Source organism: Pseudomonas sp. ADAK2 TE3594 (assembly GCF_053628675.1).
This window is the reverse complement of sequence record NZ_JBRJGV010000001.1, coordinates 5,374,478-5,398,667: the sequence shown is the minus strand read 5'-3', so window position 1 is coordinate 5,398,667 and position 24,190 is coordinate 5,374,478. Positions and strand designations below refer to the sequence as shown.

At 59.4% G+C, this 24,190-nt stretch carries 21 protein-coding genes; 14 read left to right on the top strand and 7 right to left on the bottom strand.

Features of this window, described 5'->3' with window-relative positions; genetic code table 11:
• Positions 1 to 30: 30 nt before the first annotated feature.
• The 4 genes from AB7M22_RS24280 to AB7M22_RS24265 all read right to left on the bottom strand — a co-directional run bounded on the left by AB7M22_RS24280 (position 31) and on the right by AB7M22_RS24265 (position 4,759).
• Complete coding sequence (locus AB7M22_RS24280; protein WP_454188005.1) at positions 31 to 1,005, bottom strand: serine/threonine protein kinase; 975 nt, start codon at positions 1,003 to 1,005, stop codon at positions 31 to 33.
• 182 nt (positions 1,006 to 1,187) lie between these two features.
• A complete protein-coding gene (locus tag AB7M22_RS24275; RefSeq protein WP_454188004.1) occupies positions 1,188 to 3,089 on the bottom strand; it encodes a PhoX family protein in 1,902 nt (633 codons plus the stop codon).
• Positions 3,090 to 3,190: 101 nt separating this feature from the next.
• Positions 3,191 to 3,955 (bottom strand): TOBE domain-containing protein, encoded by a 765-nt coding sequence (locus AB7M22_RS24270; protein ID WP_454188003.1) that lies wholly within the window; start codon positions 3,953 to 3,955, stop codon positions 3,191 to 3,193.
• Positions 3,956 to 4,018: 63 nt separating this feature from the next.
• Positions 4,019 to 4,759 carry a ComF family protein gene (locus AB7M22_RS24265; protein WP_454188002.1) on the bottom strand — a complete coding sequence of 247 codons (741 nt, stop codon included), beginning with the start codon at positions 4,757 to 4,759 and terminating at the stop codon, positions 4,019 to 4,021.
• 90 nt (positions 4,760 to 4,849) lie between these two features.
• On the opposite strand from AB7M22_RS24265, the gene bioB reads away from it, so the two are divergent.
• The 10 genes from bioB (at position 4,850) to AB7M22_RS24215 (ending at position 17,371) form a co-directional block, all read left to right on the top strand.
• Positions 4,850 to 5,905 carry a biotin synthase BioB gene (bioB, locus tag AB7M22_RS24260; protein ID WP_454188001.1) on the top strand — a complete coding sequence of 352 codons (1,056 nt, stop codon included), beginning with the start codon at positions 4,850 to 4,852 and terminating at the stop codon, positions 5,903 to 5,905.
• A 136-nt stretch (positions 5,906 to 6,041) separates the two neighbouring features.
• A complete protein-coding gene (bioF, locus tag AB7M22_RS24255; RefSeq protein WP_454188000.1) occupies positions 6,042 to 7,220 on the top strand; it encodes an 8-amino-7-oxononanoate synthase in 1,179 nt (392 codons plus the stop codon).
• Positions 7,213 to 7,944, top strand: a complete 732-nt coding sequence (locus tag AB7M22_RS24250; RefSeq protein ID WP_454187999.1) for an alpha/beta fold hydrolase — start codon at positions 7,213 to 7,215, stop codon at positions 7,942 to 7,944. The genes bioF and AB7M22_RS24250 overlap by 8 nt, the downstream gene beginning before the upstream one ends.
• The gene (gene bioC / locus AB7M22_RS24245) at positions 7,937 to 8,749 is read left to right on the top strand and encodes a malonyl-ACP O-methyltransferase BioC (RefSeq protein WP_454187998.1); all 813 of its coding nucleotides are present in this window, start codon (positions 7,937 to 7,939) and stop codon (positions 8,747 to 8,749) included. Before AB7M22_RS24250 ends, bioC begins: the two co-directional genes overlap by 8 nt.
• Positions 8,746 to 9,426 carry a dethiobiotin synthase gene (bioD, locus tag AB7M22_RS24240; RefSeq protein ID WP_454187997.1) on the top strand — a complete coding sequence of 227 codons (681 nt, stop codon included), beginning with the start codon at positions 8,746 to 8,748 and terminating at the stop codon, positions 9,424 to 9,426. The genes bioC and bioD overlap by 4 nt, the downstream gene beginning before the upstream one ends.
• A 119-nt stretch (positions 9,427 to 9,545) precedes the next feature.
• Positions 9,546 to 9,842: a pyrroloquinoline quinone biosynthesis protein PqqE gene (locus tag AB7M22_RS24235; RefSeq protein ID WP_454187996.1), complete on the top strand. Its 297-nt coding sequence runs from the start codon at positions 9,546 to 9,548 to the stop codon at positions 9,840 to 9,842.
• A gap of 277 nt (positions 9,843 to 10,119) precedes the next feature.
• Positions 10,120 to 11,925, top strand: a complete 1,806-nt coding sequence (locus AB7M22_RS24230) for a phenylacyl-CoA dehydrogenase (RefSeq protein WP_008008211.1) — start codon at positions 10,120 to 10,122, stop codon at positions 11,923 to 11,925.
• Between the two features lie 226 nt (positions 11,926 to 12,151).
• Positions 12,152 to 13,441: a GGDEF domain-containing protein gene (locus AB7M22_RS24225; protein ID WP_007904190.1), complete on the top strand. Its 1,290-nt coding sequence runs from the start codon at positions 12,152 to 12,154 to the stop codon at positions 13,439 to 13,441.
• Between the two features lie 90 nt (positions 13,442 to 13,531).
• Positions 13,532 to 15,325 carry an acyl-CoA dehydrogenase C-terminal domain-containing protein gene (locus tag AB7M22_RS24220; RefSeq protein WP_454187995.1) on the top strand — a complete coding sequence of 598 codons (1,794 nt, stop codon included), beginning with the start codon at positions 13,532 to 13,534 and terminating at the stop codon, positions 15,323 to 15,325.
• A gap of 267 nt (positions 15,326 to 15,592) precedes the next feature.
• Positions 15,593 to 17,371, top strand: a complete 1,779-nt coding sequence (locus tag AB7M22_RS24215) for an acyl-CoA dehydrogenase C-terminal domain-containing protein (protein ID WP_008076387.1) — start codon at positions 15,593 to 15,595, stop codon at positions 17,369 to 17,371.
• A gap of 227 nt (positions 17,372 to 17,598) precedes the next feature.
• Here the strand turns inward: AB7M22_RS24215 and AB7M22_RS24210 are convergent, their stop codons facing one another.
• The gene (locus AB7M22_RS24210) at positions 17,599 to 18,528 is read right to left on the bottom strand and encodes a LysR family transcriptional regulator (RefSeq protein WP_454187994.1); all 930 of its coding nucleotides are present in this window, start codon (positions 18,526 to 18,528) and stop codon (positions 17,599 to 17,601) included.
• 169 nt (positions 18,529 to 18,697) lie between these two features.
• On the opposite strand from AB7M22_RS24210, the gene AB7M22_RS24205 reads away from it, so the two are divergent.
• The 4 genes from AB7M22_RS24205 to AB7M22_RS24190 all read left to right on the top strand — a co-directional run bounded on the left by AB7M22_RS24205 (position 18,698) and on the right by AB7M22_RS24190 (position 21,146).
• Positions 18,698 to 19,981, top strand: coding sequence for an aspartate aminotransferase family protein (locus AB7M22_RS24205; protein WP_454187993.1), 1,284 nt, complete (start codon positions 18,698 to 18,700; stop codon positions 19,979 to 19,981).
• Positions 19,982 to 20,233: 252 nt separating this feature from the next.
• Positions 20,234 to 20,590: a type II toxin-antitoxin system RelE/ParE family toxin gene (locus AB7M22_RS24200; RefSeq protein WP_454188851.1), complete on the top strand. Its 357-nt coding sequence runs from the start codon at positions 20,234 to 20,236 to the stop codon at positions 20,588 to 20,590.
• Entirely contained in the window at positions 20,583 to 20,903 is a 321-nt protein-coding gene (locus AB7M22_RS24195) for a helix-turn-helix domain-containing protein (protein WP_454187992.1), read from the top strand. The genes AB7M22_RS24200 and AB7M22_RS24195 overlap by 8 nt, the downstream gene beginning before the upstream one ends.
• A gap of 84 nt (positions 20,904 to 20,987) precedes the next feature.
• A complete protein-coding gene (locus tag AB7M22_RS24190; protein ID WP_007904205.1) occupies positions 20,988 to 21,146 on the top strand; it encodes a YqaE/Pmp3 family membrane protein in 159 nt (52 codons plus the stop codon).
• Positions 21,147 to 21,247: 101 nt separating this feature from the next.
• Here AB7M22_RS24190 and AB7M22_RS24185 read toward each other — a convergent pair whose 3' ends face one another.
• Positions 21,248 to 23,080, bottom strand: a complete 1,833-nt coding sequence (locus AB7M22_RS24185) for a S9 family peptidase (RefSeq protein WP_454187991.1) — start codon at positions 23,078 to 23,080, stop codon at positions 21,248 to 21,250.
• Positions 23,046 to 24,188 (bottom strand): pyrroloquinoline quinone biosynthesis protein PqqE, encoded by a 1,143-nt coding sequence (gene pqqE / locus AB7M22_RS24180; protein ID WP_454188850.1) that lies wholly within the window; start codon positions 24,186 to 24,188, stop codon positions 23,046 to 23,048. The genes AB7M22_RS24185 and pqqE overlap by 35 nt, the downstream gene beginning before the upstream one ends.
• Positions 24,189 to 24,190: the final 2 nt, after the last annotated feature.

Sequence of the window (24,190 nt, the reverse complement as noted above, 5' to 3'; positions counted from 1 at the left end):
CAAGCCTCGCTCCTACAGGGGTTGTGGTGTTTAGAAGAGTTTCAGTGGTTCTTCATTGAGTGCGGCGAGTTGCTCACGCAACGCCAGCACTTGATCGCCCCAATAACGCTCGGTGCCGAACCACGGAAAGCTGCGAGGGAAGGCCGGGTCGTCCCAGCGCCGGGCGAGCCAGGCGCTGTAGTGCATCAGGCGTAAGGCGCGCAGCGGTTCGATCAGCGCCAGTTCCCGCGGGTCGAAGTCGTGGAATTCGTTGTAGCCGTCCATCAATTCTGACAACTGACCGAGACATTCCTGACGATCACCCGCCAACATCATCCAGATATCCTGCACCGCCGGGCCCATGCGGCAGTCGTCGAGGTCGACGATGTGGAACATCTCGTCGCGGCACATCATGTTGCCGGGGTGGCAATCGCCATGCATGCGGATGTTCTGGTGCGGCGTGGCCTTGTAAACCTCTTCGACCCGCTTGAGCAGATCGCGGGCCACGGACTCGTAGGCCGGCAGCAAACTTTTGGGTACGAAATTGCCTTCGAGCAGAGTCGTCAGCGAGTCCTGACCAAAGTTCTTTACCCCAAGCGCTTCACGGTGTTCGAACGGTTTTGTAGTGCCGACCGCATGCAGACGACCCAGCAGTTGGCCCAGGCGATACAGCTGATCGAGATTGCCCGGTTCCGGTGCACGGCCGCCACGACGGGGGAACAGGGTGAAACGGAAACCGTTATGTTCGTGCAGGCTGGCACCGTTGTGAATCATCGGCGCGACCACCGGTACGTCGCACTCGGCGAGTTCGAAGGTGAATTGGTGCTCTTCGAGAATCGCTTCGTTGGTCCAGCGCTGCGGGCGGTAGAACTTGGCGATCAGCGGCTCGGAGTCTTCGATCCCGACCTGATACACACGGTTCTCGTAGCTATTGAGCGCCAGAATGCGTGCGTCGCTGAGAAAGCCGATGCTTTCGACGGCATCGAGCACGAGGTCTGGGGTGAGCGTTGCAAACGGGTGGGCCATGCTGACTCCTGCGCGCAGCAGGCTGCCGCGTCCGGCCAAGCATGGTAGCGCAGACGGGGCTTCTTTAGGGGGTGGGGTTGAGATCAGTGGTGTTTGGGATGACGCCTTCGCGGGCAAGCCTCGCTCCTACAAGGGATCACGCTGTACCTGTAGGAGCGAGGCTTGCCCGCGAAGAGGGCCTATCAGGCGCCGACGATCCCGCCATCCTCGCGGGAAATCGCCATCACCGAAGACCGCGGCTTGCCGTTGGGCAGATGCTCAGGGAACGTCGACCCACCGTTTTCCCCCGGATGCTGAATCCCGACAAACAGGGTTTTCTGATCTGGCGAGAAGCTGATCCCCGTCACCTCGCAGCCCACCGGCCCGACCATGAAACGACGGATCTCGCCCGTCACGGGGTCGGCACAGAGCATCTGGTTATTGCCCATGCCCGCGAAGTCGCCTGCGTTGCTCGAATCGCCATCCGTAAGGATCCACAAGCGCCCGGCCTTGTCGAAGCCCAGGCCGTCCGGGCTGTTGAACATGTTCTGCGGGGTGATGTTCGACGAACCGCCCTTTGGCGTACCGGCGTGGACGCCCGGGTTGCCAGCGACCACAAACAGATCCCAGGCAAAGCTTTTCGAGCCGTGATCGTCGCGGTCGGTGCGCCAGCGCAGGATCTGCCCGTAGACGTTCTTCTCGCGCGGGTTCGGGCCGCCCACTGGTTGGCCTTCTTCGCCGCGTTTGGCGTTGTTGGTCAGGGTGCAATAAACCTGGCCGTCCTTGGGGCTGACGACGATCCATTCCGGACGGTCCATGCGCGTGGCGCTCACGACGCTGGCTGCGAGGCGTGCATGAATCAGCACTTCAGCCTGATCGGCAAAACCGCTGCTGGCATCGATGCCATTCTTGCCGTGGGTCAGTTCGATCCACTGGCCTTGGCCTTTCGGGTGATCGGTGTTGCCGTCGCCCGCGTCGAAACGCGCCACGTACAAGGTGCCATGGTCCAGCAGGTCGCGGTTGGCTTTGGGATTTCTGTGGTTGATCTTGTCGCGGCTGACGAATTTATAGATGAATTCGCCACGTTCGTCGTCGCCCATGTACACCACGGCGCGACCGTCATTGGTTTCGGCCAGGGCGGCGTTTTCATGTTTGAAGCGGCCCAGCGCGGTGCGTTTGACCGGCGTCGACTGCGGATCGAACGGGTCGATTTCCACCACCCAGCCATGACGATTGAGTTCGTTGGGGTTTTTCGCCAGATCGAAGCGCGGATCGTGTGGATGCCAGTTGATGTCTTTACTGGCCACCACCGCACCGTAGCGTTTCTGCGCGGCGTCGAACTTCTGCTCGGCATTGCTGCTGCCAAAGCAGTCAGTGAAGTTCTCTTCGCAGGTCAGATAAGTGCCCCACGGCGTCTTGCCGTTGGCGCAGTTCTGGAAGGTGCCGAGGACTTTCTTGCCGTGTTTGTCGGCGCTGGTTTTCATCAGCTCGTGACCGGCCGCCGGACCGCTCAGGCGCAACGGCGAGTTGCCGTGAATGCGGCGGTTGTAGCGCGAGCCCTGGACGAACTGCCACTGGCCGTTCTTGCGCTGCACTTCGATCACCGACACGCCTTCGCAGGCCAGGGCCTTGCGCACATCTTCCGCCGATTGCGGCGTACCGCCGTGGGGGTAGAGGTAACGGTAGTTGGTGTATTCGTTGTTGATCGCCATCAGTGCCCGGTCTTTGTCACCGGGGAATTCGAACAGGCTCATGCCGTCGTTGTTGTCGCCGAACTGGACTTCCTGCGCCTGGGCCGTGCCGTTGCCGCTCGGGTCGAACGCCGGGCCATTTTTTTGCAGTGGCTGGCCCCAGCTGATCAGCACCGAGGATTTGTAGCCCGGCGGCAGGGTAATGGCGTCGGTCGTGGCGGCAGCGATGCTGTCGAAACCCAACAGTTTGCTGGAGCCGGCGCTGACGCTGGCGGCCAGCACGCTGCGGCTCAGCAGGTTGCCCCCGAGAAACATCGCTGCACCGCAGAGGGCGCCAGCGCTGATGAAGCCACGACGGCTGAGGCCGACCATCTTTTCGAGGTCGGTGGATTGGTTGTCTTCTAATAGGCTCACATCAGGCTCCCTGCGGGTTTTTGCAGTCACCTTAATGGTGGTTGATGAAGCTTTTGTTGCATCGCCACAACACACTCCTACAGGGGCGCGATGCACTTGGGCTAGAGCGGTGTACCCAGGAGGATGTTCGACGGTGCGAATTGCACAAGAACGGGTTTGCCAGCGGTAAGTTCGAGGGTTTTCAGATGCAGCGGCTCGGCCAGGGCGCAAAGTGTCTGGCCATTGGGCAGGCCGATGCGCACTTCGCTGGGACCGTCGTCGGCGTCGAGGATTTCTTCGATCATGCCCTTCAGGCAATTGTTGCCGGGCGTCGCTGCTTGATCGATGCCCAGCAGTTCCAGCCAACCGGCCTTGATCAGTGCCACCACTTCGGTGCCGGTTTGCAGTTCCAGGCGCAGAGTGCTGTCGTGAGTGATCTGCGCATCGATACGCAAGCCTTCGGCCAGTTCAAGACGGATGCGGTCGTTGCGTCCTTGCGCATCGATCGCCACGACCTTGCCGTGCAGTTGATTGCGCGCACTGGTTCTGAGCATCAGCCGACCGAGCAGGTCCAGGTCGCTGGCATCCTCGGCGGCTTCCAGCACCTGAGCCTGCAAGGCTTGCAGCTTTTGATACAGGCGCAACACGCGTTCGCCTTCGCTGGACAGTTTGGCGCCGCCACCGCCCTTGCCGCCGACGCTGCGCTCCACCAGCGGTTTCTGCGCGAGGTTGTTCAGCTCGTCGATGGCGTCCCATGCCGCCTTGTAACTCAAACCTGCGCTTTTCGCGGCGCGGGTGATTGAGCCTTGTTCGGCGATGTGTTGCAGCAACGCGATGCGCTGCGGGCGACGGACAATGTGCTGGGACAACAACGTAGGCAAGGACATGGCAAGGCGCTTTGGGCTGTGGCGATGGGGAGGACGTTGGCGGCTTGGCGCACGAGAGTCAAGTCAGGTCACGTCGCCAGGTTTTGGGGTACGGGCCAGGCAGTAGACGTCGACTCGCGCGGCGCCCGCATCCATTAACAAGCGAGCCAGGGCCTGGGCGGTGGCGCCGGTAGTCAGTACATCGTCGACCAATGCGAAGTGGCGACCCTTGATCGAGGCCGCGGGCGCCAGGGCAAAGGCGTTCCGCAGGTTCTTTTTACGGGCGTCGGCATTCAGTTCTTGTTGCGCGCTGGTGTCCTGAATCCTCAGCAACAGCGTTTCATTGCAAGGAATGTCGAGGCTAACGCTGAGCCAGCGGGCGAGCATCGCCGCCTGGTTGAAACCCCGCTGACGCAGACGTTTGGAGGCCAGCGGTACGGGTATCAGCACATCGGGCCGATCCAGATCTTCATCGAAGCGATGTTGCAGAAACTGAGCGAGAAGTTCGGCGAGCAGGCGGCCTAACGGCCACTTCGCGCTGTGCTTGAAGCGGGTGATCAAACTGTCGACCGGAAAGCTGTAAGTCCAGGGCGCGGCGACTCGCTCGAAGGCCGGCGGTTGTTTCAAGCATTGGCCGCAGGTCAGGCCCGTGGCAGGCAACGGCAGGGCGCAGGTTTGGCAGTGCTCGCCCAGCCAGGGCAACTCGGTTTCGCAGGCCATGCAGATTGGGGTGATGTCGTCCGCGGTTTCTGCGCAGAGCAAACAGATTTGTTTATTTTTTAACCAGATGTAAACCGGTCCTTCGTATCGTGGTTGACAGCGCATCGCTCTTCCTTAAATATGCCGAACATCCGTGTCGCGTCTGTGGGTATTCCATTCCCCAGCCGCTTGCCAAGCATAAACAAGGAAACGCCCATGAGCGCCAGCACCACTGCAACCCTGCGTCATGACTGGTCTTTGGCCGAAGTCAAAGCACTTTTCGTTCAGCCATTCAACGACCTGTTGTTCCAGGCCCAGACGGTGCACCGCGCGCATTTCGATGCCAACCGCGTCCAGGTCTCGACGCTGCTGTCGATCAAGACCGGTGCTTGCCCGGAAGATTGCAAATATTGTCCGCAGTCCGGCCACTACAACACCGGCCTGGAAAAAGAAAAACTGATGGAAGTGCAGAAGGTCCTCGAAGAGGCCGCTCGCGCCAAGGCCATCGGTTCGACCCGTTTCTGCATGGGCGCGGCGTGGAAGCACCCGTCGGCCAAAGACATGCCTTACGTGCTGGAGATGGTCAAAGGCGTGAAAGCCATGGGCCTGGAAACCTGCATGACACTGGGTCGTCTCGATCAGGACCAGACCGTCGCCCTGGCCGAAGCCGGCCTGGATTACTACAACCACAACCTCGACACCTCGCCGGAGTTTTACGGCAGCATCATCACCACCCGTACGTATAGCGAGCGCCTGCAAACCCTGGCTTACGTGCGTGAATCGGGGATGAAGATCTGTTCCGGCGGCATTCTCGGCATGGGCGAGTCCCTCGACGACCGCGCCAATCTGCTGATCCAGCTGGCCAACCTGCCTGAGCATCCAGAGTCGGTGCCGATCAACATGCTGGTCAAAGTCGCCGGTACGCCGCTGGAAAATGCCGACGACGTAGACCCGTTCGACTTCATCCGCATGCTCGCTGTCGCACGGATCCTGATGCCAAAATCCCACGTGCGCCTGTCCGCCGGCCGCGAAGCGATGAACGAGCAGATGCAGGCCCTGGCGTTCTTCGCCGGCGCCAACTCGATTTTCTACGGCGAAAAACTGCTGACCACCGCCAACCCGCAGGCGGACAAGGACATGCAACTGTTCTCACGCCTGGGCATCCTGCCGGAAGCACGTGAAGAGCACGCAGACGAAGTGCATCAGGCCGCCATCGAACAGGCACTGGTGGAGCAGAAGAGCAGCGAGATGTTCTATAACGCGGCTGTCTGACTTCACCCCGCCCTGTAGGAGCGAGGCTTGCCCGCGAATGAGGCACTTTGGTCTATCTGACTGACCGTGGTGATCCCTTCGCGGGCAAGCCTCGCTCCTACAGGAGTTGTTTGTTTTCCTGACCCGTGAGGCCTGCATGTCTTTCGATCTCGCCGCACGCCTTGCTTCCCGTCGTGCCGAAAACCTTTATCGCCAGCGCCCATTGCTCGAAAGCCCGCAAGGCCCGGAAGTGGTGGTCGATGGTCAGCCGTTGCTGGCGTTCTGTAACAACGATTACCTGGGCCTGGCCAATCACCCGCAAGTGATCGAAGCCTGGCGCGCCGGCGCGTCGCGCTGGGGCGTGGGCGGTGGCGCTTCGCATCTGGTGATCGGCCACAGCGGCCCGCATCACGCACTGGAAGAAGCCCTCGCCGAGTTCACCGGCCGTCCGCGAGCTCTGCTATTCACCACCGGTTACATGGCCAACCTCGGCGCGGTCACCGCATTGGTCGGGCAGGGCGATACGGTGCTCGAAGACCGGCTCAATCACGCGTCGTTGCTGGACGCGGGGTTGTTGTCCGGCGCGCGTTTCAATCGCTATCTGCATAACGACGCGGCCAGTCTGGCCAAGCGCCTTGAGAAGGCCACCGGCAATACGCTGGTGGTCACCGACGGTGTGTTCAGCATGGACGGTGACGTCGCCGACTTGCCGGCGCTGGCGCGGGAAGCCAAGGCCAAAGGCGCGTGGCTGATGGTCGATGACGCGCACGGTTTTGGTCCGCTGGGGGCCAATGGCGGCGGGATCGTCGAGCATTTCGGTCTGAGCCAGGAAGATGTGCCGGTGTTGGTCGGCACCCTCGGCAAGGCTTTCGGTACGGCCGGTGCATTTGTGGCTGGCAGTGAAGAGCTGATCGAAAGCCTGATCCAGTTCGCTCGGCCTTACATCTACACCACCAGCCAACCACCAGCGCTGGCCTGCGCGACGCTGAAAAGCCTGGAGCTGTTGCGCAGCGAACACTGGCGACGTGAGCATCTGCAGACGCTTGTTCGTCAGTTCCGCCAAGGCGCCGAACAGATTGGCCTGGAGTTGATGGACAGCTTCACGCCGATCCAGCCGATCATGATTGGCGATGCCGGGCGCGCAGTTCGACTGTCGCAGATGCTGCGCGAACGCGGGCTGATGGTGACTGCGATTCGTCCACCGACCGTGCCCGCGGGCAGCGCACGCTTGCGTGTAACCCTGACCGCCGCTCACAGCGAGGCGCAGGTACAGCTATTGTTAAATAGACTGGCCGATTGTTTTCAACAACTGGGACCGGAGCCAAGCCATGCGTGATCGTCTGATTCTGCTGCCGGGCTGGGGTCTCGGGATTTCGCCACTGGAACCCTTGGCAGCTGCCTTGCAGGGTTTGGATGAGCACCTGCGCGTCGAGATCGAGCCATTGCCGGAACTGGAATCGAGCGACCTCGAAGAATGGCTCGATGAGTTGGACTCGACGTTGCCGCAGGATGCCTGGCTCGGTGGCTGGTCATTGGGTGGCATGCTGGCGTCCGAGTTGGCGGCGCGACGCGGTGACCGCTGCTGCGGCTTGGTGACCCTGGCGAGCAACCCTTCTTTTGTCGCCCATGAACGATGGTCGAGCGCGATGCTCGGCGAAACCTTCGATGCGTTTCTGGCCGGCTGCAAGGCTGACTCGCGCATGACGTTGAAACGTTTTTCGCTGCTGTGCGCCCAAGGTGCCGAAGACCCGCGCGGGATGTCGCGACTGTTGCTCGCTGGCGCACCTCATACGTCTTCGCCGGTGCTGATGAGCGGCCTGGAGTTGCTCGCACAATTGGATACCCGGCAAGCGTTGCAAGCGTTTCGCGGCCCGCAATTGCACTTGTTCGCCGGCCTCGACGGGCTGGTCCCGGCCGAAGCGGCGGGGGACTTGCTGACGCTACTGCCGGATGTCGAAATCGGTCTGATTGAACAGGCCAGTCACGCGTTTCTACTGGAAGACCCTCACGGTGTGGCGGGGGCGATTCAGGCCTTTTTGCATGAGTTCGGTGATGACTGATTTATCCCTTCCCAACCTGCCCGGCGGCTTGCCTGACAAACGCCAGGTGGCGGCGTCCTTTTCCCGTGCGGCGGCGAGCTACGACAGCGTGGCCGAACTGCAGCGCGACGTGGGCAGCGAGTTGTTGCGTCGATTACCGGAAGATTTTGTCCCTGCTCGTTGGCTGGATATGGGCTGCGGCACAGGGTATTTCAGCCGAGCCTTGGCGCAGAAGTTTCCTGCGTGCGCCGGAGTGGCGTTGGACATCGCAGAAGGCATGCTCAATCACGCCCGGCCCTTGGGCGGCGCGACTCATTTCATCGCGGGCGATGCCGAGCGCTTGCCGTTGCAGGATTCGACCTGCGACCTGGTCTTCTCCAGCCTGGCGGTGCAATGGTGCGCGGATTTCGCTTCGGTGCTCAATGAAGCGTATCGGGTACTGAAACCGGGCGGGATTTTCGCGTTTGCTAGTCTGTGTGTAGGCACTCTGTACGAATTGCGCGACAGCTGGCGTCAGGTGGACGGCTTGGTGCACGTCAACCGCTTCCGCGAGTTCGGTGTTTACCAACAGCTTTGCGCGGGCAGCGGCTTGAAGGTCGTCAGCCTCGAAACGCGTCCGCATGTGCTGCATTACCCCGATGTCCGCAGCCTGACCCATGAGCTGAAGGCGCTTGGGGCGCATAACCTGAACCCCGGTCGGCCGGGCGGTTTGACCGGCAGGGCGCGGATCCTCGGCCTGATCGAGGCTTACGAGCAATTTCGTCAGGCACAGGGACTGCCGGCGACTTATCAAGTGGTTTACGCCGTGTTGGAGAAACCCTTATGAGCGCAGCCTATTTCATTACCGGTACTGACACCGATGTCGGCAAGACCACCGTCGCCGCAGGTTTGCTACATGCCGCACGGTTGGCGGGCTTGAGCACGGCAGCGGGCAAGCCGGTGGCCTCCGGCTGCGATCTGACACAGAAGGGATTGCGCAACGCCGATGCGCTGGCCCTGTTCGCCGAGTGTTCGATACCGTTGACCTACGAACAGGTCAATCCGGTCGCGTTCGAACCGGCGATTGCACCGCATCTGGCAGCGCGGGAGGCTGGCGTGGCGTTGACCGTGCAATCACTGTTGACACCGATGCGGCAGATTCTCGATATGCAGGCGGACTTCACCTTGATCGAAGGCGCTGGCGGCTGGCGAGTGCCGTTGGCGGATCAGGACAATCTGTCGGACCTGGCAATGGCGCTGGGTCTGCCGGTGATCCTGGTGGTCGGCATACGGCTGGGTTGTATCAATCATGCACTGCTGACAGCCGAGGCTATCGCACGGGATGGTTTGCAGTTGGCAGGGTGGGTCGCCAATATCATCGATCCGAAAACCTCGCGACTGGAAGAGAACCTCGCGACGCTGGCCGAGCGTATTCCCGCACCGTGTCTGGGACGGGTGCCGAAACTCAAATCGGTAACAGCCGAAGCGGTGGCCGAGTATCTACAACTGGATCTGCTGGACTGAAGTTTTAACGTGGGTTTTACCTATGACAAGGCACTGTGCCATTAGTGTTTTTGTCGGGCCTTTTGTCGGCGTGTCTGGTTCAATGGCCGCTGTTGATCCTTTGTCGGACGAGTTCCCCCATGGAAATCTCAGGAAACACCGCTTTTTATGCAGGTCTGAGCACTATTCAGACAGGGCAGAACCGTGTCGATCAGGCTTCGGGTCAGATCGCCAACAACACCATCGAGCGCTCGGTCACCAGTCAGTCCTCCGAGACTCAGGTCGATCGTCTGCGTTCGGTAGACCGCAGCCAACAATCGGACTTGGCCAGCAATATGGTCGAGATGTCTCAGGGTAAGTTCCAGGTGGAACTGGGCGTCAAAGTCGCCAAGGCATCCGATGAAATGCTTGGGACGCTGATCGATACCTACGCGTGATCCCTCGCTGAATCCGCTACTCCAACGCCGCGCCTGTTCGCGGCGTTTTTCTGCGTAAGTCCTTCTTCCTCAACTAATCTCTCCTACATGACGTGTTGCTCAGTCAACGGCGGCGCGCAACTGCGTGGCCGAGCTTTTCATGGGGCGATGACGAACGGCAAAAGATCGGCGCTTGACAAGAATTGGGCGTAAACGTATGTTTCAAACAACTGTTTGACCGTCACAACAAATCAACGCGGTCGTTCATTCCCGGTTACATCAGCAGAGGTTTATCGCTATGCCTGACTACAAGGCCCCCTTGCGTGATATTCGCTTCGTTCGTGACGAACTGCTCGGCTACGAAGCGCACTATCAGAGCCTTCCGGCTTGTGCAGACGCAACTCCGGACATGGTTGACGCCATTCTCGAAGAAGGCGCCAAGTTTTGTGAGCAGGTGCTGGCTCCGCTGAACCGCGTGGGTGACACCGAAGGCTGCACCTGGAGCGAGTCCGGCGTGAAAACGCCGACCGGTTTCAAAGAAGCCTACAAGCAATTCGTCGAAGGTGGCTGGCCAAGCCTGGCTCACGACGTAGAGCACGGCGGCCAAGGCCTGCCAGAGTCTCTGGGGCTGGCCGTCAGCGAAATGGTTGGTGAAGCCAACTGGTCGTGGGGCATGTACCCAGGCCTGTCCCATGGCGCGATGAACACCATTTCCGAGCACGGCACGCCTGAGCAACAAGAGGCTTACCTGACCAAACTGGTTTCCGGCGAATGGACCGGCACCATGTGCCTGACCGAACCGCACTGCGGCACTGACCTGGGCATGCTGCGCACCAAGGCCGAGCCTCAGGCCGACGGTTCCTACAAAGTGTCCGGCACCAAGATCTTCATCTCGGCCGGTGAACACGACATGGCCGACAACATCGTCCACATCGTTCTGGCACGTCTGCCGGATGCACCAGCCGGCACCAAAGGCATTTCCCTGTTCATCGTTCCGAAATTCCTGCCCAACGCAGACGGCTCGATCGGCGAACGCAACGCTGTGACCTGCGGTTCCCTGGAACACAAGATGGGCATCCACGGCAACGCCACTTGCGTGATGAACTTCGACGCGGCCACCGGTTACCTGATCGGCCCGGCGAACAAAGGCCTGAACTGCATGTTCACCTTCATGAACACCGCACGTCTGGGCACCGCGCTGCAAGGTCTGGCTCACGCCGAAATCGGCTTCCAGGGCGGCCTGAAATACGCTCGCGATCGTCTGCAAATGCGCTCCCTGACTGGCCCAAAAGCGCCGGACAAAGCCGCTGACCCGATCATCGTTCACCCTGACGTACGTCGCATGCTGTTGACCATGAAGGCTTTCGCCGAAGGCAACCGTGCGATGGTTTACTTCACCGCCAAGCAAGTCGACATCGTCAAGTACGGTGTAGATGAAGAAGAGAAGAAGAAAGCCGACGCACTGCTGGCCTTCATGACGCCGATCGCCAAAGCCTTCATGACTGAAGTCGGTTTCGAATCCGCTAACCACGGCGTACAAATCTACGGCGGCCACGGCTTCATCGCCGAGTGGGGCATGGAGCAGAACGTTCGCGACAGCCGCATTTCGATGCTGTACGAAGGCACCACCGGTATCCAGGCACTCGACCTGCTGGGCCGTAAAGTGCTGATGACTCAAGGCGAAGCGCTCAAAGGCTTCACCAAGATCGTCCACAAGTTCTGCCAGACCAACGAAGGCAACGACGCGGTCAAAGAGTTCGTCGAGCCATTGGCAGCGCTGAACAAAGAGTGGGGCGAGCTGACCATGAAGGTCGGTATGGCTGCCATGAAAGACCGCGAAGAAGTTGGCGCCGCGTCGGTGGACTACCTGATGTACTCCGGTTACGCCTGCCTTGCCTACTTCTGGGCTGACATGGCGCGTCTGGCTGCCGAGAAACTGGCTGCCGGCACCACCGAAGAGGCGTTCTACACCGCCAAGCTGCAAACTGCGCGCTTCTACTTCCAGCGTATCCTGCCGCGTACCCGCACTCACGTCGTAACCATGCTGTCGGGTGCCAACAACCTGATGGACATGAAAGAAGAAGACTTCGCACTGGGTTACTAAGCCCTACGCAGTCCTTCATAAAGCCGCTGCTTCCTCGGGAGCAGCGGCTTTTTTGTGTCTGATGAAAACCGCGTTGCCTGTAAATATTCCTGACTAAAACGCTAAGAAGAACGCCATTGCTGCCGTTAAAGAGGATGGCGATGTGACACACGTCACATTGCACGTGCTTAGCTGCCCTAAATGCAGGCACAATGCCATCTTTGTTTGCCGGGTCGGAGCTTTACCCTTGCCGCGTTCTTCCGCAGTACGTTTCAGCCATTTTTTGCCATCACTGCTGTTGTTGCTGGCGGGGCTTGCGGCTGCCTACGTCAAGGATCTCAACGTCTTCTTCACTTCGCTGTTTAACGTGCTGCCTACGTTGGTGCTGTTGCTCGGCGGGGCGTATTGCGCGGTTTACCGACGTCAGCGTGAACTGTTTCTGATGGTCACGGTGTACATCGCCTACTTCCTGCTCGACACCCAGACCGACTACTACCGCGACAACGGCAAAGTTCGTGAAGACGCCGCCGTGGTCTTCCACCTGTGCTGTCTGCTGCTCCCGTTGCTGTTTGGCTTGTTCGCCGCCTGGCAAGAGCGCACTCACCTGTTCCAGGACATGGTGGCGCGCTTTGCTGTGTTGCTGGCGTTCGGCAGCGTGGCGCTGGGGCTGGAACAAAGTTACCCACACGCGCTGTTGATGTGGCTGTCGGAGATCCGCTGGCCAGCCCTGCATGGTGCCTGGATGAGCCTGATCCAGTTGTCCTACCCGGTATTCATCGCCTCATTCCTGTTACTGGCCTGGCAATACTGGCGCAACCCGAGACCCTTGCATGCTGCGCAATTGGTGGGGCTGTTGGGATTGTTCTGGATGTTGCCGAAAACCTTCATCCTGCCATTCACCCTGAACATCATGTGCAGCCAGGTGATGTTGATGATTGCCGCGGCGGTTGCCCATGAGGCCTATCAGATGGCGTTCCGCGATGAGCTCACCGGCCTGCCGGGTCGCCGCGCCCTGAACGAACGCATGCAACGGCTGGGGCGCAATTACGTGCTGGCCATGGGCGACGTCGATCATTTCAAGAAATTCAACGACACACATGGTCACGATGTCGGCGACCAAGTGCTGCGCCTGGTTGCCAGCAAGCTGTCGAAAATCAGCGGGGGCGGTAGGGCGTATCGCTACGGCGGTGAAGAATTTGCTCTGGTGTTCGCAGGCAAAACCCTTGAAGAGTGCATGCCACACCTGGAAGTCATCCGCGAATCCATCGCCACCTACAACATCCAGCTGCGCAATCAGGACAACCGTCCCCAGGATGACCAGCAGGGACGCCAGCGCCGCGCCGGTTCAGGCGCCTCGAGTGTATCGGTCACCGTCAGCATCGGTGTCGCCGAGCGGTTGGAGCAGCGCACGCCGGAAGAAGTGCTCAAATCCGCTGACCAGGCGCTCTACAGCGCCAAAGGCGCGGGGCGAAACTGTGTGATGGCTTTCGGTCAGAACCGCCGTGGCGCGGTGCGCATGGACGCCGCTGCGGGTTGAGTGATGATGGCGCATTCAGCGTCTGGACTGTGATTGTGAGGCGTGGTGCGCGGCAGTAGGTTTGAGCAATCTGCTGCCGGAGAAATGACCATGCCCGAGTACAAAGCTCCCCTGCGCGATATGCGCTTTCTGATCGACCACGTCTTCGATTTTCACCGCAACTACGCCGCGCTGGGCGCCACCGATGCCAGCCCGGACATGATCAATGCGATCCTTGAAGAAGGCGCGAAATTCTGTGAGAACGTTCTCGCACCGCTGAACCGAAGCGGCGACGAGGAAGGCTGCCATTTCGACAACGGCGTGGTCACAACGCCTACAGGTTTCAAGCAGGCTTTCGCACAGTACGTGGAAGGCGGCTGGCATGGTCTGGCGGCGGATCCGGCTTACGGCGGCCAGGGTTTGCCAAGTTCTTTGGGGCTGGTCATCAGTGAAATGGTCGGTTCCAGCAACACCTCCTGGGGCATGTACCCCGGCCTGACTCACGGTGCAATGTCGGCGATTCACGCCCATGGCACCGAAGAACAGAAACAAACCTATCTGAGCAAGCTCACCGCTGGCCAATGGACCGGCACCATGTGCCTGACCGAAGCCCATTGCGGCACTGATCTGGGCATCATCAAGACCCGCGCCGTGCCTCAGGCTGACGGCAGTTACGCGATCTCCGGCAGCAAGATTTTCATTTCCGCCGGCGAACACGACATGAGTGACAACATCATTCATCTGGTGCTGGCCAAACTGCCGGACGCTCCTGCCGGTACCAAAGGCATTTCGCTGTTTATCGTTCCTAAATTCTTACCCAATGCCGAGGGCGAGGCGGGCGAGCGCAATGGCGTTTCCTGCGGTTCGATCGAACACAAAATGGGCATCAAGGCCTCGGCCACCTGTGTGCTGAATTTCGATGACGCCAAGGGTTTCTTGATCGGTGAGCCGAACAAGGGCCTGAACTGCATGTTCACCATGATGAACCACGCGCGGCTCGGTACCGGCATGCAAGGTTTGTGTCTGGGTGAGGCGAGCTTCCAGGGCGCGATCAAATACGCCAATGATCGTCTGCAAATGCGCGCTCTGACCGGTCCGAAAGCGCCGGAAAAAGTCGCCGACCCGATCATCGTTCATCCCGATGTGCGCAGGATGTTGCTGACCATGAAGGCCTTCAACGAAGGCAACCGGGCGCTGACTTACTTCACCGCACAGTTGCTGGATGCTGCACATCTGAGCCCGGATGAAACGGCGCGTCAGGATGCCGAAGACCTGTTGGCATTCCTGACGCCGATCTGCAAAGCCTTCATGACCGACACCGGGCTGGAGGTGACCAACCTCGGCATGCAGGTGTTTGGTGGTCACGGTTTCATTCGTGAGTGGGGCATGGAGCAGTTGGTTCGTGACTGCCGGATCGCGCCGATCTACGAAGGCACCAATGGCATTCAGGCGCTGGACTTGCTTGGGCGCAAAGTCCTTGGCAGTCAGGGAAAACTGCTGCGCGGCTTCACCAAAATCGTCCACAAGTTCTGCGCGGCAAACGCTGAGCATCCGCAACTCGGCAGCTATGTGGCGCAGCTCAATAGTCTGAATCAGCAGTGGGGCGAGTTGACCACCAAGGTCGGCATGGCGGCGATGAAAAATCCGGATGAAGTCGGTGCCGCCTCGGTGGATTACCTTATGTACAGCGGCTACATCATCCTCGGCTACCTGTGGCTACGCATGGCGTTGGTGGCCCAGGCGCAGTTGGAGGCGGGCGGCGATGCCGATTACTGCCAGGGCAAGCTGGCGACCAGCGAGTTTTACTTCAAGCGTTTGCTGCCACGTACCGCCGCACATCGGGCAGCCATCGAGGCGGGCAGTGATTGTCTGATGAAGCTGCCGGCGGAGTTGTTTGCGCTCTGACGGTTACCCGAAAAGCTTCGCGGGCAAGCCTCGCTCCTACGGTTCTAGGTCGTTCACGTGAAATGCGTGCGACACGACCGTAGGAGCGAGGCTTGTCCGCGAATGCGTTCTGGCAGGCGAGAACTATCTCAGCTGAAATGCTGATGACTAAAAATAACAAAACAGTCATGAGTTGACCCTATGTGTCGTAAAAGTTGTTGAGGTACACTCGGACACAACGAAATCACTATTCTACGAACCACCTGTTTAGATCTTGCGAGGTTTGCCATGGCTGACTACAAAGCGCCCCTGCGCGATATGCGCTTCGTCCTCAATGAAGTTTTCGAGGTCGCCAAACTCTGGGCCGAACTGCCTGCGCTGGCCGAGACTGTCGACGCTGAAACGGTCGAAGCCATTCTGGAAGAAGCCGGCAAGGTCACCAGCAAAAGCATCGCGCCCCTGAGCCGTGCGGCTGACGAAGAAGGTTGCCACTGGGCCGACGGTGCCGTCACCACCCCGGCCGGTTTCCCACAGGCTTATCAGACCTATGCTGAAGGCGGTTGGGTCGGGGTCGGTGGCGATCCGACCTACGGCGGCATGGGCATGCCCAAGGCGGTTTCGGCGCAGGTCGAAGAAATGGTCAACTCCGCGAGCCTGTCGTTCGGTCTGTACCCGATGCTGACTGCCGGCGCTTGCCTGTCGATCAACGCCCACGCCAGCGAAGAGCTGAAAGCCGCGTACCTGCCGAACATGTACGCCGGTGTATGGGCCGGTTCCATGTGCCTGACCGAGCCGCACGCCGGTACTGACCTGGGGATTATCCGCACCAAGGCCGAGCCTCAGGCCGACGGTTCCTACAAAGTCAGCGGCACCAAAATCTTCATCACCGGCGGTGAACACGACCTGACCGAGAACATCATTCACCTGGTACTGGCCAAACTGCCGGACGCACCGGCGGGGCCGAAAGGCATTTCGCTGTTCCTGGTGCCCAAGTTCATGGTCAATGCCGATGGCAGCCTGGGCGCGCGCAACCCGGCGAATTGTGGTTCGATCGAACACAAAATGGGCATCCAGGCGTCCGCGACCTGCGTGATGAACTTCGACGAAGCCGTGGGTTACCTGGTCGGCGAGCCGAACAAAGGCCTGGCGGCGATGTTCACCATGATGAACTACGAGCGTCTGGGCGTCGGCATCCAGGGCCTGGCCACTGGCGAGCGCTCGTACCAGAACGCTATCGAATACGCTCGCGACCGTCTGCAAAGCCGCTCGCCGACCGGCGCGCAGAACAAGGACAAAGTCGCTGACCCGATCATCGTGCATCCGGACGTGCGCCGCATGCTGCTGACCATGAAAGCCTCGAACGAAGGCGGCCGTGCTTTCTCGACTTACGTGGCGATGCAACTGGACACCGCCAAGTTCAGCGAAGACGCCACCACCCGCAAGCGCGCAGAAGATCTGGTTGCACTGCTGACGCCGGTGGCCAAGGCATTCCTGACCGATCTGGGTCTGGAAACAACGGTTCACGGCCAGCAGGTTTTTGGCGGTCACGGCTACATTCGTGAGTGGGGCCAGGAGCAACTGGTTCGTGATGTACGGATCACTCAGATCTACGAAGGCACCAACGGTATTCAGGCGCTGGACCTTGTAGGACGCAAGATCGTCGGCAGCGGCGGGGCGTTCTACACACTGTTCGCCGACGAGATTCGTCATTTCACCGCGACAGCCAATGCTGACCTGGCGGAGTTCACCCAGCCGCTGAATGATGCGGTGGACACCCTCGACGAACTGACTGCGTGGCTGCTGGACCGGGCAAAAAACAACCCGAACGAGATCGGTGCGGCGTCGGTGGAGTATCTGCAAGCATTCGGCTACATGGCCTACGCCTACATGTGGGCACTGATGGCCAAGGCAGCCTTCGGCAAAGAAGCGCAAGACGATTTCTACGCGAGCAAACTCGGTACGGCGCGGTTCTATTTCGCACGTCTGCTGCCGCGTATTCACTCGTTGAGCGCGTCGGTAAAGGCGGGCAGCGAATCGCTGTTCCTGCTGGACGCAGGACAATTCTGACCCTTTGACGTTATGTAAGCATTCTCTTACATAACGTGCTGCTGTTTTCCCATAGGCGAAGATTGGATCCAGAGCTAATCTACTTCACATGGACGTCGCGCAGGAAGCGCAAAGCAACAACACGGACACGTAGGATTCTGCCAGGATGGCGGAGTGAAATGGATGTCAGGGAAACAGTCTGCAAAGCCCCGCTTCGGCGGGGTTTTCTTTTGCCTGGAAAAAAGTGCTCAGCTCAAACCGTCCAGTTTTGCCGGGCCATTCAAGTGGTCATCCGGCCCATTCATCACTTCTTCCAGCAATGTCCGCAACAACGTCAGCGAAGCCTGCTGCCGCTGCACATCCCGACACACCAATCCGACTTTCAGCGGCACCCGCGGCTCGCTCAGTGGCTTCCACAGCAAGGCCTGATCACCATGGGTCTTTTGCGAGCGCCCAGGCAGAACCGTCGCCAGTCGCGTGTGCGGCAGGCTGTCGAGAATCCCCGCCATGTTGTTCAGCTCAGCCTGCACCTGCGGGCGACGTCCCAGATTGGCCAGTTGTGCCTGCCAGATCTGCCGCACCTGAAACTCCTCACCCAGTAGCAACATCGGTAACTCGGCGGCCTGGCTCATGGAGACTTTCTTGAATTCGCGCAACGGGTGATCCGCCGGGATGACAAGGGTCAGTTCATCTTCGTACAACTGCACGCCGTGCAAACCCGGCTGACGGGGCGGCAGGTAACTGATGCCGATGTCCAGTGAACCGTTGAGTAGCCGCCGCTCGATTTCCAGGCCGGTCAGTTCATAGATCTGCACCACCAAATGTGGCTGTGCCTTGCGCACGCGTTCGAGCATTTGCGGCACGAGGCTGGAGTGGACGGTCTGCAGTACGCCGATGGCCAAGGTTCGTAGCGCCTTTCCCTTGAAGTTGCCCAAGGCTTCGCGTGCGCGCTGCAGGCCATCAAGCAAGGGCAGGGCATGGTTGTACAACGTATGGGCAGCCAGAGTGGGCAGCAGGCGTTTACTGCTGCGTTCGAACAAGCTCACATCGAGATTTTTTTCGAGTTGGCGAATCTGCTGGGACAACGCTGGCTGGGAGATTGAAAGTCGCTCGGCGGCCCGGCCGACGTGGCCTTCTTCGTAGACCGCGACGAAATAACGCAGTTGCTTGAAATCCATAAGTAATACTTATCGAAAATACTGGGAAATCGAAATGGCTCAGTGCCTTGCCTAAGCCTAGTCTAACCGCATTCACAGGGCTTACAGGGCCAGAGCGCACGATGAATAGCGTTTACGACGATGGTGTTTACATAGGCAAGACAGAAAACCTCAAACGAGGTTTTATCCAATGAATCTGTTCAACCTGCGACGCAAACCACCGAGCCTTGATGACCTGGCGATGGACACCTCCCTGTCGTCCAGAAGCGACAACTTATCCAGCGAGTGCCTGATGCCCAGTGTCGAACGGCCGAAACAGATTTTCGTGCGGGGCCAAGGCTCATGGCTGTGGGACAGCGATGACCGCGCTTATCTTGATTTCTCACAGGGTGGCGGCGCCAACAGCCTTGGACATAGCCCTTCGGCACTGGTCAAAGCCATTTCGGAACAGGCTCAGTCGTTGATCAACCCAGGTTTCAGTTTGCATAACCGTGGCATGCTCAACCTCACGGAACGGCTCTGTACCAGCACCGGCAGTGACCAGGCGTATCTGCTCAACAGTGGCAGCGAAGCCTGTGAAGCAGCGATCAAGTTGGCGCGCAAATGGGGTCAGCGGCATCGCGGCGGTGCTTCGCGGATCATTGTTGCCAGTAAAGGTTGTCATGGCCGTAGTCTCGGGACGATTTCAGCGTCGGACAGTTCGAATCTGATCAACCGATTCGAGCCACAACTGCCGGGCTTCAGTCATGTTCCGTTCAATGACCTGCCGGCGTTGCATGCGGCCGTGGACGCCCAGACTGTCGCAATCATGCTCGAGCCGATCCAGAGCGAGGCCGGAGTGATTCCCGCCACCGAACACTACCTCAAAGGTGTCGAGCGCCTGTGTCGTGAGCTTGGCATCTTGCTGATACTCGACGAAGTGCAAACCGGCATCGGTCGCTGCGGCAGCTTGCTCGCCGAACAGTCCTACGGCGTGCGGGCAGATATCGTCGTGCTCGGCAAAGGGCTTGGCGGTGGCGTGCCATTGGCGGCATTGCTGGCGCGAGGCCAAGCCTGCTGTTTCGAAGTCGGCGAACTGACCGGCACCCATCACGGCAATGCGCTGATGAGTGCTGCCGGTCTCGTCGTCCTCGACAACGTGCAGGACAAGGGCCATCTCGATCATGTGCGCGAGGTTGGTCAGCATCTGCGTGAAGGCTTGAGTCGTCTGGCTCATCGCTACGGTCACGGTGAGTTACGCGGGCAAGGACTGCTCTGGGGGCTTGATTTGTCCGACGATTCGGCTGAGGCCGTAGTCAAGGCTGCGCTGTACGAAGGATTGCTGCTCAACGCCCCGCAACCCGATTGCTTGCGCTTTACCCCAGCCCTCACCGTCAGCAAGGCCAATATCGACGAAATGCTCCTGCGCCTGGCTCGCGCCTTCTCCCGCGTACGCACCGCACAACTGCAGTGCCGCAAAGGTATTGCGGTCTGATCAGATCCGTCCTACACGAATTCCAGAACCGTCTCGCGGTATAACGCAGCGCCCTACGCCTGATTCTTTTGGCGTGGGGCGTTTTTTTGTGGCTGCGTTTTGCCAAACGTATCTCGGCGCTTGAGTGATTGCTGGATCAATGGCTTTTTAGTGGGAACCGGCAGGGAATGCCGGTTCCAGCGGAACAACTTTGTTGAAGAGCTGATTTTGAAATCTATACCACTGGGTGGTATGTTCTGGTAAGGGATGCCGATGTCACCAAGGCTATTCAAGACAAAAAGTTTTGCGATACAAGCCGGTAAGGCGTGGATCAGTGATGAGGAACTTCGGGAGGCGTTCGCCGAGATGCTCAATGGCCAAGCGGATAATCTCGGCGGCGGAGTCTGGAAGAAACGTTTGAATGCCAATCGCCATCGGTCGATTGTTCTGGCCAAGGGTGGGCGTTACTGGATTTATCAGATGCTGTTTGCCAAGCAGGATCGGAGCAATATCAGTCCGACGGAGCTGAGTGATTTACGCAAGCTGGCTAAGTCCTACGCAGGACTGACAGATGTGCAAGTCTGGCGCTTGCTGGACATTAAGGAGTTTTTGGAGATACCTCATGAGTAAAAAATTCAAAAGCGAAGTATTTGAATCGATACACGAATCGGCCAGTGCCTTGCTTACCGTCGGTGCAATCAGCAAGGCGACCATGCGCGAATTCGATGAGTCATGCCTTGCAAGGGTGCCGGACGCGATCCCGGCAGAGCAGATCAAAGCGCTGCGCGAACGCAACAACGTCAGTCAGCCGGTGTTCGCGCGTTATCTGAACACCAGCGCCTCGACGGTTAAGCAATGGGAGGCGGGAGACAAACACCCCAGTGGCATGGCGTTGAAGTTGCTGAGCATCGTTCAGAAGTACGGTCTCGAGATACTGGCTTGAAGAGCTGCAATGAACCCTGAAGAACGCCGCAGGTCGATTAGCTGTATGGTTTCACAAGAGCCAACTTCAATCAGGAGCTATCCCATGGACTTTATTCGAATCATCATCGCTATTTTGTTGCCGCCACTGGGTGTGTTTCTGCAAGTCGGTTTCGCTGGGGCATTCTGGCTGAACATTCTGCTGACGTTGTGCGGTTACATTCCAGGGATCGTGCATGCGGTGTATATCATCGCCAAGCGCTGAGTTTTGCTGCGTCAGGTAAATAGCCTTCGCGGGCAAGCCTCGCTCCTACGGGGTTACGTTCTGTAGGAGCGAGGCTTGCCCGCGAAGGGTGCGACACGGTTTCAGCCCGCGAGCGCCATCACCTTCCGATAAAACAACCACTCCTGCTCCAGCGCATGGGCCTGATTGCCGGCCTTGCGAAAGCCATGGCGCTCGTCGGCGTAGTAATGCGCTTCGACCAGAATGCCGTTGTCCTGTAGCGCAGTGACCATGTCGCGGGTCTGTTGCGGCACCACCACGGCGTCCAGTTCACCCTGAAAGAAAATCACCGGAACGCTGATGTTGTTCGCGTGCAGCAATGGCGTGCGCGCGGCGTAGCGTTCGGCGTCCTGCACCGGGTCGCCGATCAACCAATCCAGATAATCACCTTCGAACTTGTGGGTGGCGTGGCCTAGCGCAACGGGATCGCTGACGCCATACAGGCTGGCGCCCGCACGAAAGACCTTGTGAAAGGCCAGTGCGCACAACGTGGTGTAGCCACCGGCGCTGCCTCCACGAATAAACGCTTTGTCGCCGTCGATCAGTCCCTGATCGGCGAGGTAGGCCACCACCGCACAGGCATCTTCCACATCCACCTCGCCCCAGCTCAAATGCAGTGCCTGGCGATAGGCGCGGCCGTAGCCGCTGCTGCCTCGGTAATTGAGGTCGGCCACGGCGAAGCCGCGTTGCGCCCAATACTGGATTCGCGGGTCGAACATCGGGTAGCAGGCTGAAGTCGGGCCGCCGTGAATGAACACTACCAATGGCGGTTTCGTGTCGTTGGTCATCGCCGGGTAGAAGAAACCATGGGCCTCGCCCAAACCGCTTGGATAACGCAGGGTTTGCGGGCGGCTGATCTGTTCGGCTGGCAGTGGTGCAATACCGCCGGCCAGAACGTTGACCTGGCGTGTTTCACGGTCGATGGCAATGATTGCCGATGGACTGACCGGCGAAGCGGCGATGCAGTAGATGAAGTGCTCATCCTGTGCGAGATGGCGGAAGCGGCTGTAGTCGCCAGTGAAATCGTCACAGGAACCATCGTCATGACAAAGCCCCAGTCGACCAAAACCGCCTTCGCTCCAACTCGCCAGATAAGAGTCTTCGCTCAACGGCAACCAGGTGCAACCACCCAGTTGCCAAGGCGCCGGTCCATGGTCGGCGGCAGCACTCGGGAGTGGACTCAGACCGTTGCCCGATTCCACCCACGGCTGCCAGAAACCGCCGCGATCCGTCAAACAAAACAGACGGCCGCGGTCATCGAATCGTGGTTGTTGCAGTGACTCCTGGACACTATCGCCAGCTATACAGCGCGGTTGCGCGAAGGTGTGATCGCTCTGGCGTTCGGCAACCATCAGGCGAGTAGCGGTCCACGGTTGATCCGGGCGGTTCCATTCGATCCAGGCCAGACGCTGACCGTCAGGGCTCACGGTCGGTGCCGCATAGAAGTCGGAGCCTTCGGCCAGCAGATGACGTTGGCCGTCAGCCAGATTGATAGTCACCAGGCGATGTCGATCGCGGTTCTCTTCCACGGCCAGTACTTGTCCGTTGGCGAATTGCAGATCGCCGTAACGGCATTCATTTGAAGTCAGGGCCTCAGGTGCCTCACCCGTCAGCGATTGCCGATACAGCTGCTGATCGGCCTCGTTGACGAAAACCAGCCCGTCATCGGTCAGACAAAACGCGCCGCCGCCATATTCGTACACCCGGCTGCGCACACTGAAGGTGGGCGGCGTCAGGCAACGAGCCTGGCCGTCGCGCCACTGCCAGATCCGGCAGGCGGCGTCCTCGGGGCGGTATTCGTTCCAGAACAGGCCATGTTGCCCGACTTGTAACTCGGCGAAGTCGATGCCGGCCGCGACAGCCTTGGCGGCGCTCAAGGGTTCAGCTTTTGGCGATGAGGCGTGAGTTTCGTTCATTGCGAAAGGCCAGTTGTTCAATGGTCTGGGTCGCGTGTTCGGCTTCTTCGCGGGCCTTGAGAATCACGCCGTGATGTTCTGACTTGCTGCACACCGGGTCGGCGTTGCTCGCGTCACCCGTGAGCATGAACGCCTGGCAGCGACAGCCGCCGAAGTCTTTTTCTTTCTCGTCGCAGGAGCGGCACGGCTCGGGCATCCAGTCGTAACCGCGAAAACGGTTGAAGCCGAACGAGTCGTACCAGATGTGCTGCATGCTGTGGTCGCGCACGTTGGGAAACTGCACCGGCATCTGTCGTGCACCGTGACAAGGCAGAGCGGTTCCGTCCGGCGTGACTGTCAGAAAAATACTGCCCCAGCCATTCATGCAGGCTTTCGGACGTTCTTCGTAATAGTCCGGCGTCACGAAAATCAGCTTGCACGGATGCCCTTCGGCTTCCAGTTTGGCGCGGTATTCATTAGTGATACGTTCGGCGCGCACCAATTGTTCTTTGGTCGGCAACAGGCCAACCCGATTGAGCTGGGCCCACCCGTAGAACTGGCACGTCGCGAGTTCGACGAAGTCCGCTTCAAGGGCGATGCACAGCTCGATGATCCGGTCGATTTTATCGATGTTGTGCCGATGGGTGACGAAATTCAGCACCATCGGGTAGCCGTGAGCCTTCACGGCGCGAGCCATTTCGAGCTTTTGCGCGAAGGCCTTTTTTGAACCGGCCAAGAGGTTGTTCACCTGCTCGTCGCTGGCTTGAAAACTGATCTGGATATGATCGAGCCCGGCCTTTTTGAAATCACTGATTTTCTGCTCGGTGAGGCCAATGCCCGAGGTGATCAGGTTGGTGTAGAAGCCCAGCTTGCGCGCTTCAGCGATGAGTTCGGCGAGGTCTTGGCGCACCAGCGGCTCACCGCCGGAAAAGCCCAATTGCGCTGCGCCCATCTCCCGGGCTTCGCGAAAGACTTTGAGCCACTGCTCGGTGGTCAGTTCTTTGCCTTGTTCGGCGAAATCCAATGGATTGGAGCAGTACGGACACTGCAGCGGGCAGCGATAGGTCAGCTCGGCCAGCAACCACAGTGGCAGGCCGATTTCGGGCTTGGGCGGTAACTTGTCTGACACGG

Coding starts and splice junctions, on each gene's coding strand:
- AB7M22_RS24280 (WP_454188005.1), bottom strand. CDS start 1,005: ATGGCCCACCCGTTTGCAACGCTCACCCCAGACCTCGTGCTCGATGCC.
- AB7M22_RS24270 (WP_454188003.1), bottom strand. CDS start 3,955: ATGTCCTTGCCTACGTTGTTGTCCCAGCACATTGTCCGTCGCCCGCAG.
- AB7M22_RS24265 (WP_454188002.1), bottom strand. CDS start 4,759: ATGCGCTGTCAACCACGATACGAAGGACCGGTTTACATCTGGTTAAAA.
- bioB (WP_454188001.1), top strand. CDS start 4,850: ATGAGCGCCAGCACCACTGCAACCCTGCGTCATGACTGGTCTTTGGCC.
- bioF (WP_454188000.1), top strand. CDS start 6,042: ATGTCTTTCGATCTCGCCGCACGCCTTGCTTCCCGTCGTGCCGAAAAC.
- AB7M22_RS24250 (WP_454187999.1), top strand. CDS start 7,213: ATGCGTGATCGTCTGATTCTGCTGCCGGGCTGGGGTCTCGGGATTTCG.
- bioC (WP_454187998.1), top strand. CDS start 7,937: ATGACTGATTTATCCCTTCCCAACCTGCCCGGCGGCTTGCCTGACAAA.
- bioD (WP_454187997.1), top strand. CDS start 8,746: ATGAGCGCAGCCTATTTCATTACCGGTACTGACACCGATGTCGGCAAG.
- AB7M22_RS24235 (WP_454187996.1), top strand. CDS start 9,546: ATGGAAATCTCAGGAAACACCGCTTTTTATGCAGGTCTGAGCACTATT.
- AB7M22_RS24230 (WP_008008211.1), top strand. CDS start 10,120: ATGCCTGACTACAAGGCCCCCTTGCGTGATATTCGCTTCGTTCGTGAC.
- AB7M22_RS24220 (WP_454187995.1), top strand. CDS start 13,532: ATGCCCGAGTACAAAGCTCCCCTGCGCGATATGCGCTTTCTGATCGAC.
- AB7M22_RS24215 (WP_008076387.1), top strand. CDS start 15,593: ATGGCTGACTACAAAGCGCCCCTGCGCGATATGCGCTTCGTCCTCAAT.
- AB7M22_RS24210 (WP_454187994.1), bottom strand. CDS start 18,528: ATGGATTTCAAGCAACTGCGTTATTTCGTCGCGGTCTACGAAGAAGGC.
- AB7M22_RS24205 (WP_454187993.1), top strand. CDS start 18,698: ATGAATCTGTTCAACCTGCGACGCAAACCACCGAGCCTTGATGACCTG.
- AB7M22_RS24200 (WP_454188851.1), top strand. CDS start 20,234: ATGTCACCAAGGCTATTCAAGACAAAAAGTTTTGCGATACAAGCCGGT.
- AB7M22_RS24195 (WP_454187992.1), top strand. CDS start 20,583: ATGAGTAAAAAATTCAAAAGCGAAGTATTTGAATCGATACACGAATCG.
- AB7M22_RS24190 (WP_007904205.1), top strand. CDS start 20,988: ATGGACTTTATTCGAATCATCATCGCTATTTTGTTGCCGCCACTGGGT.
- AB7M22_RS24185 (WP_454187991.1), bottom strand. CDS start 23,080: ATGAACGAAACTCACGCCTCATCGCCAAAAGCTGAACCCTTGAGCGCC.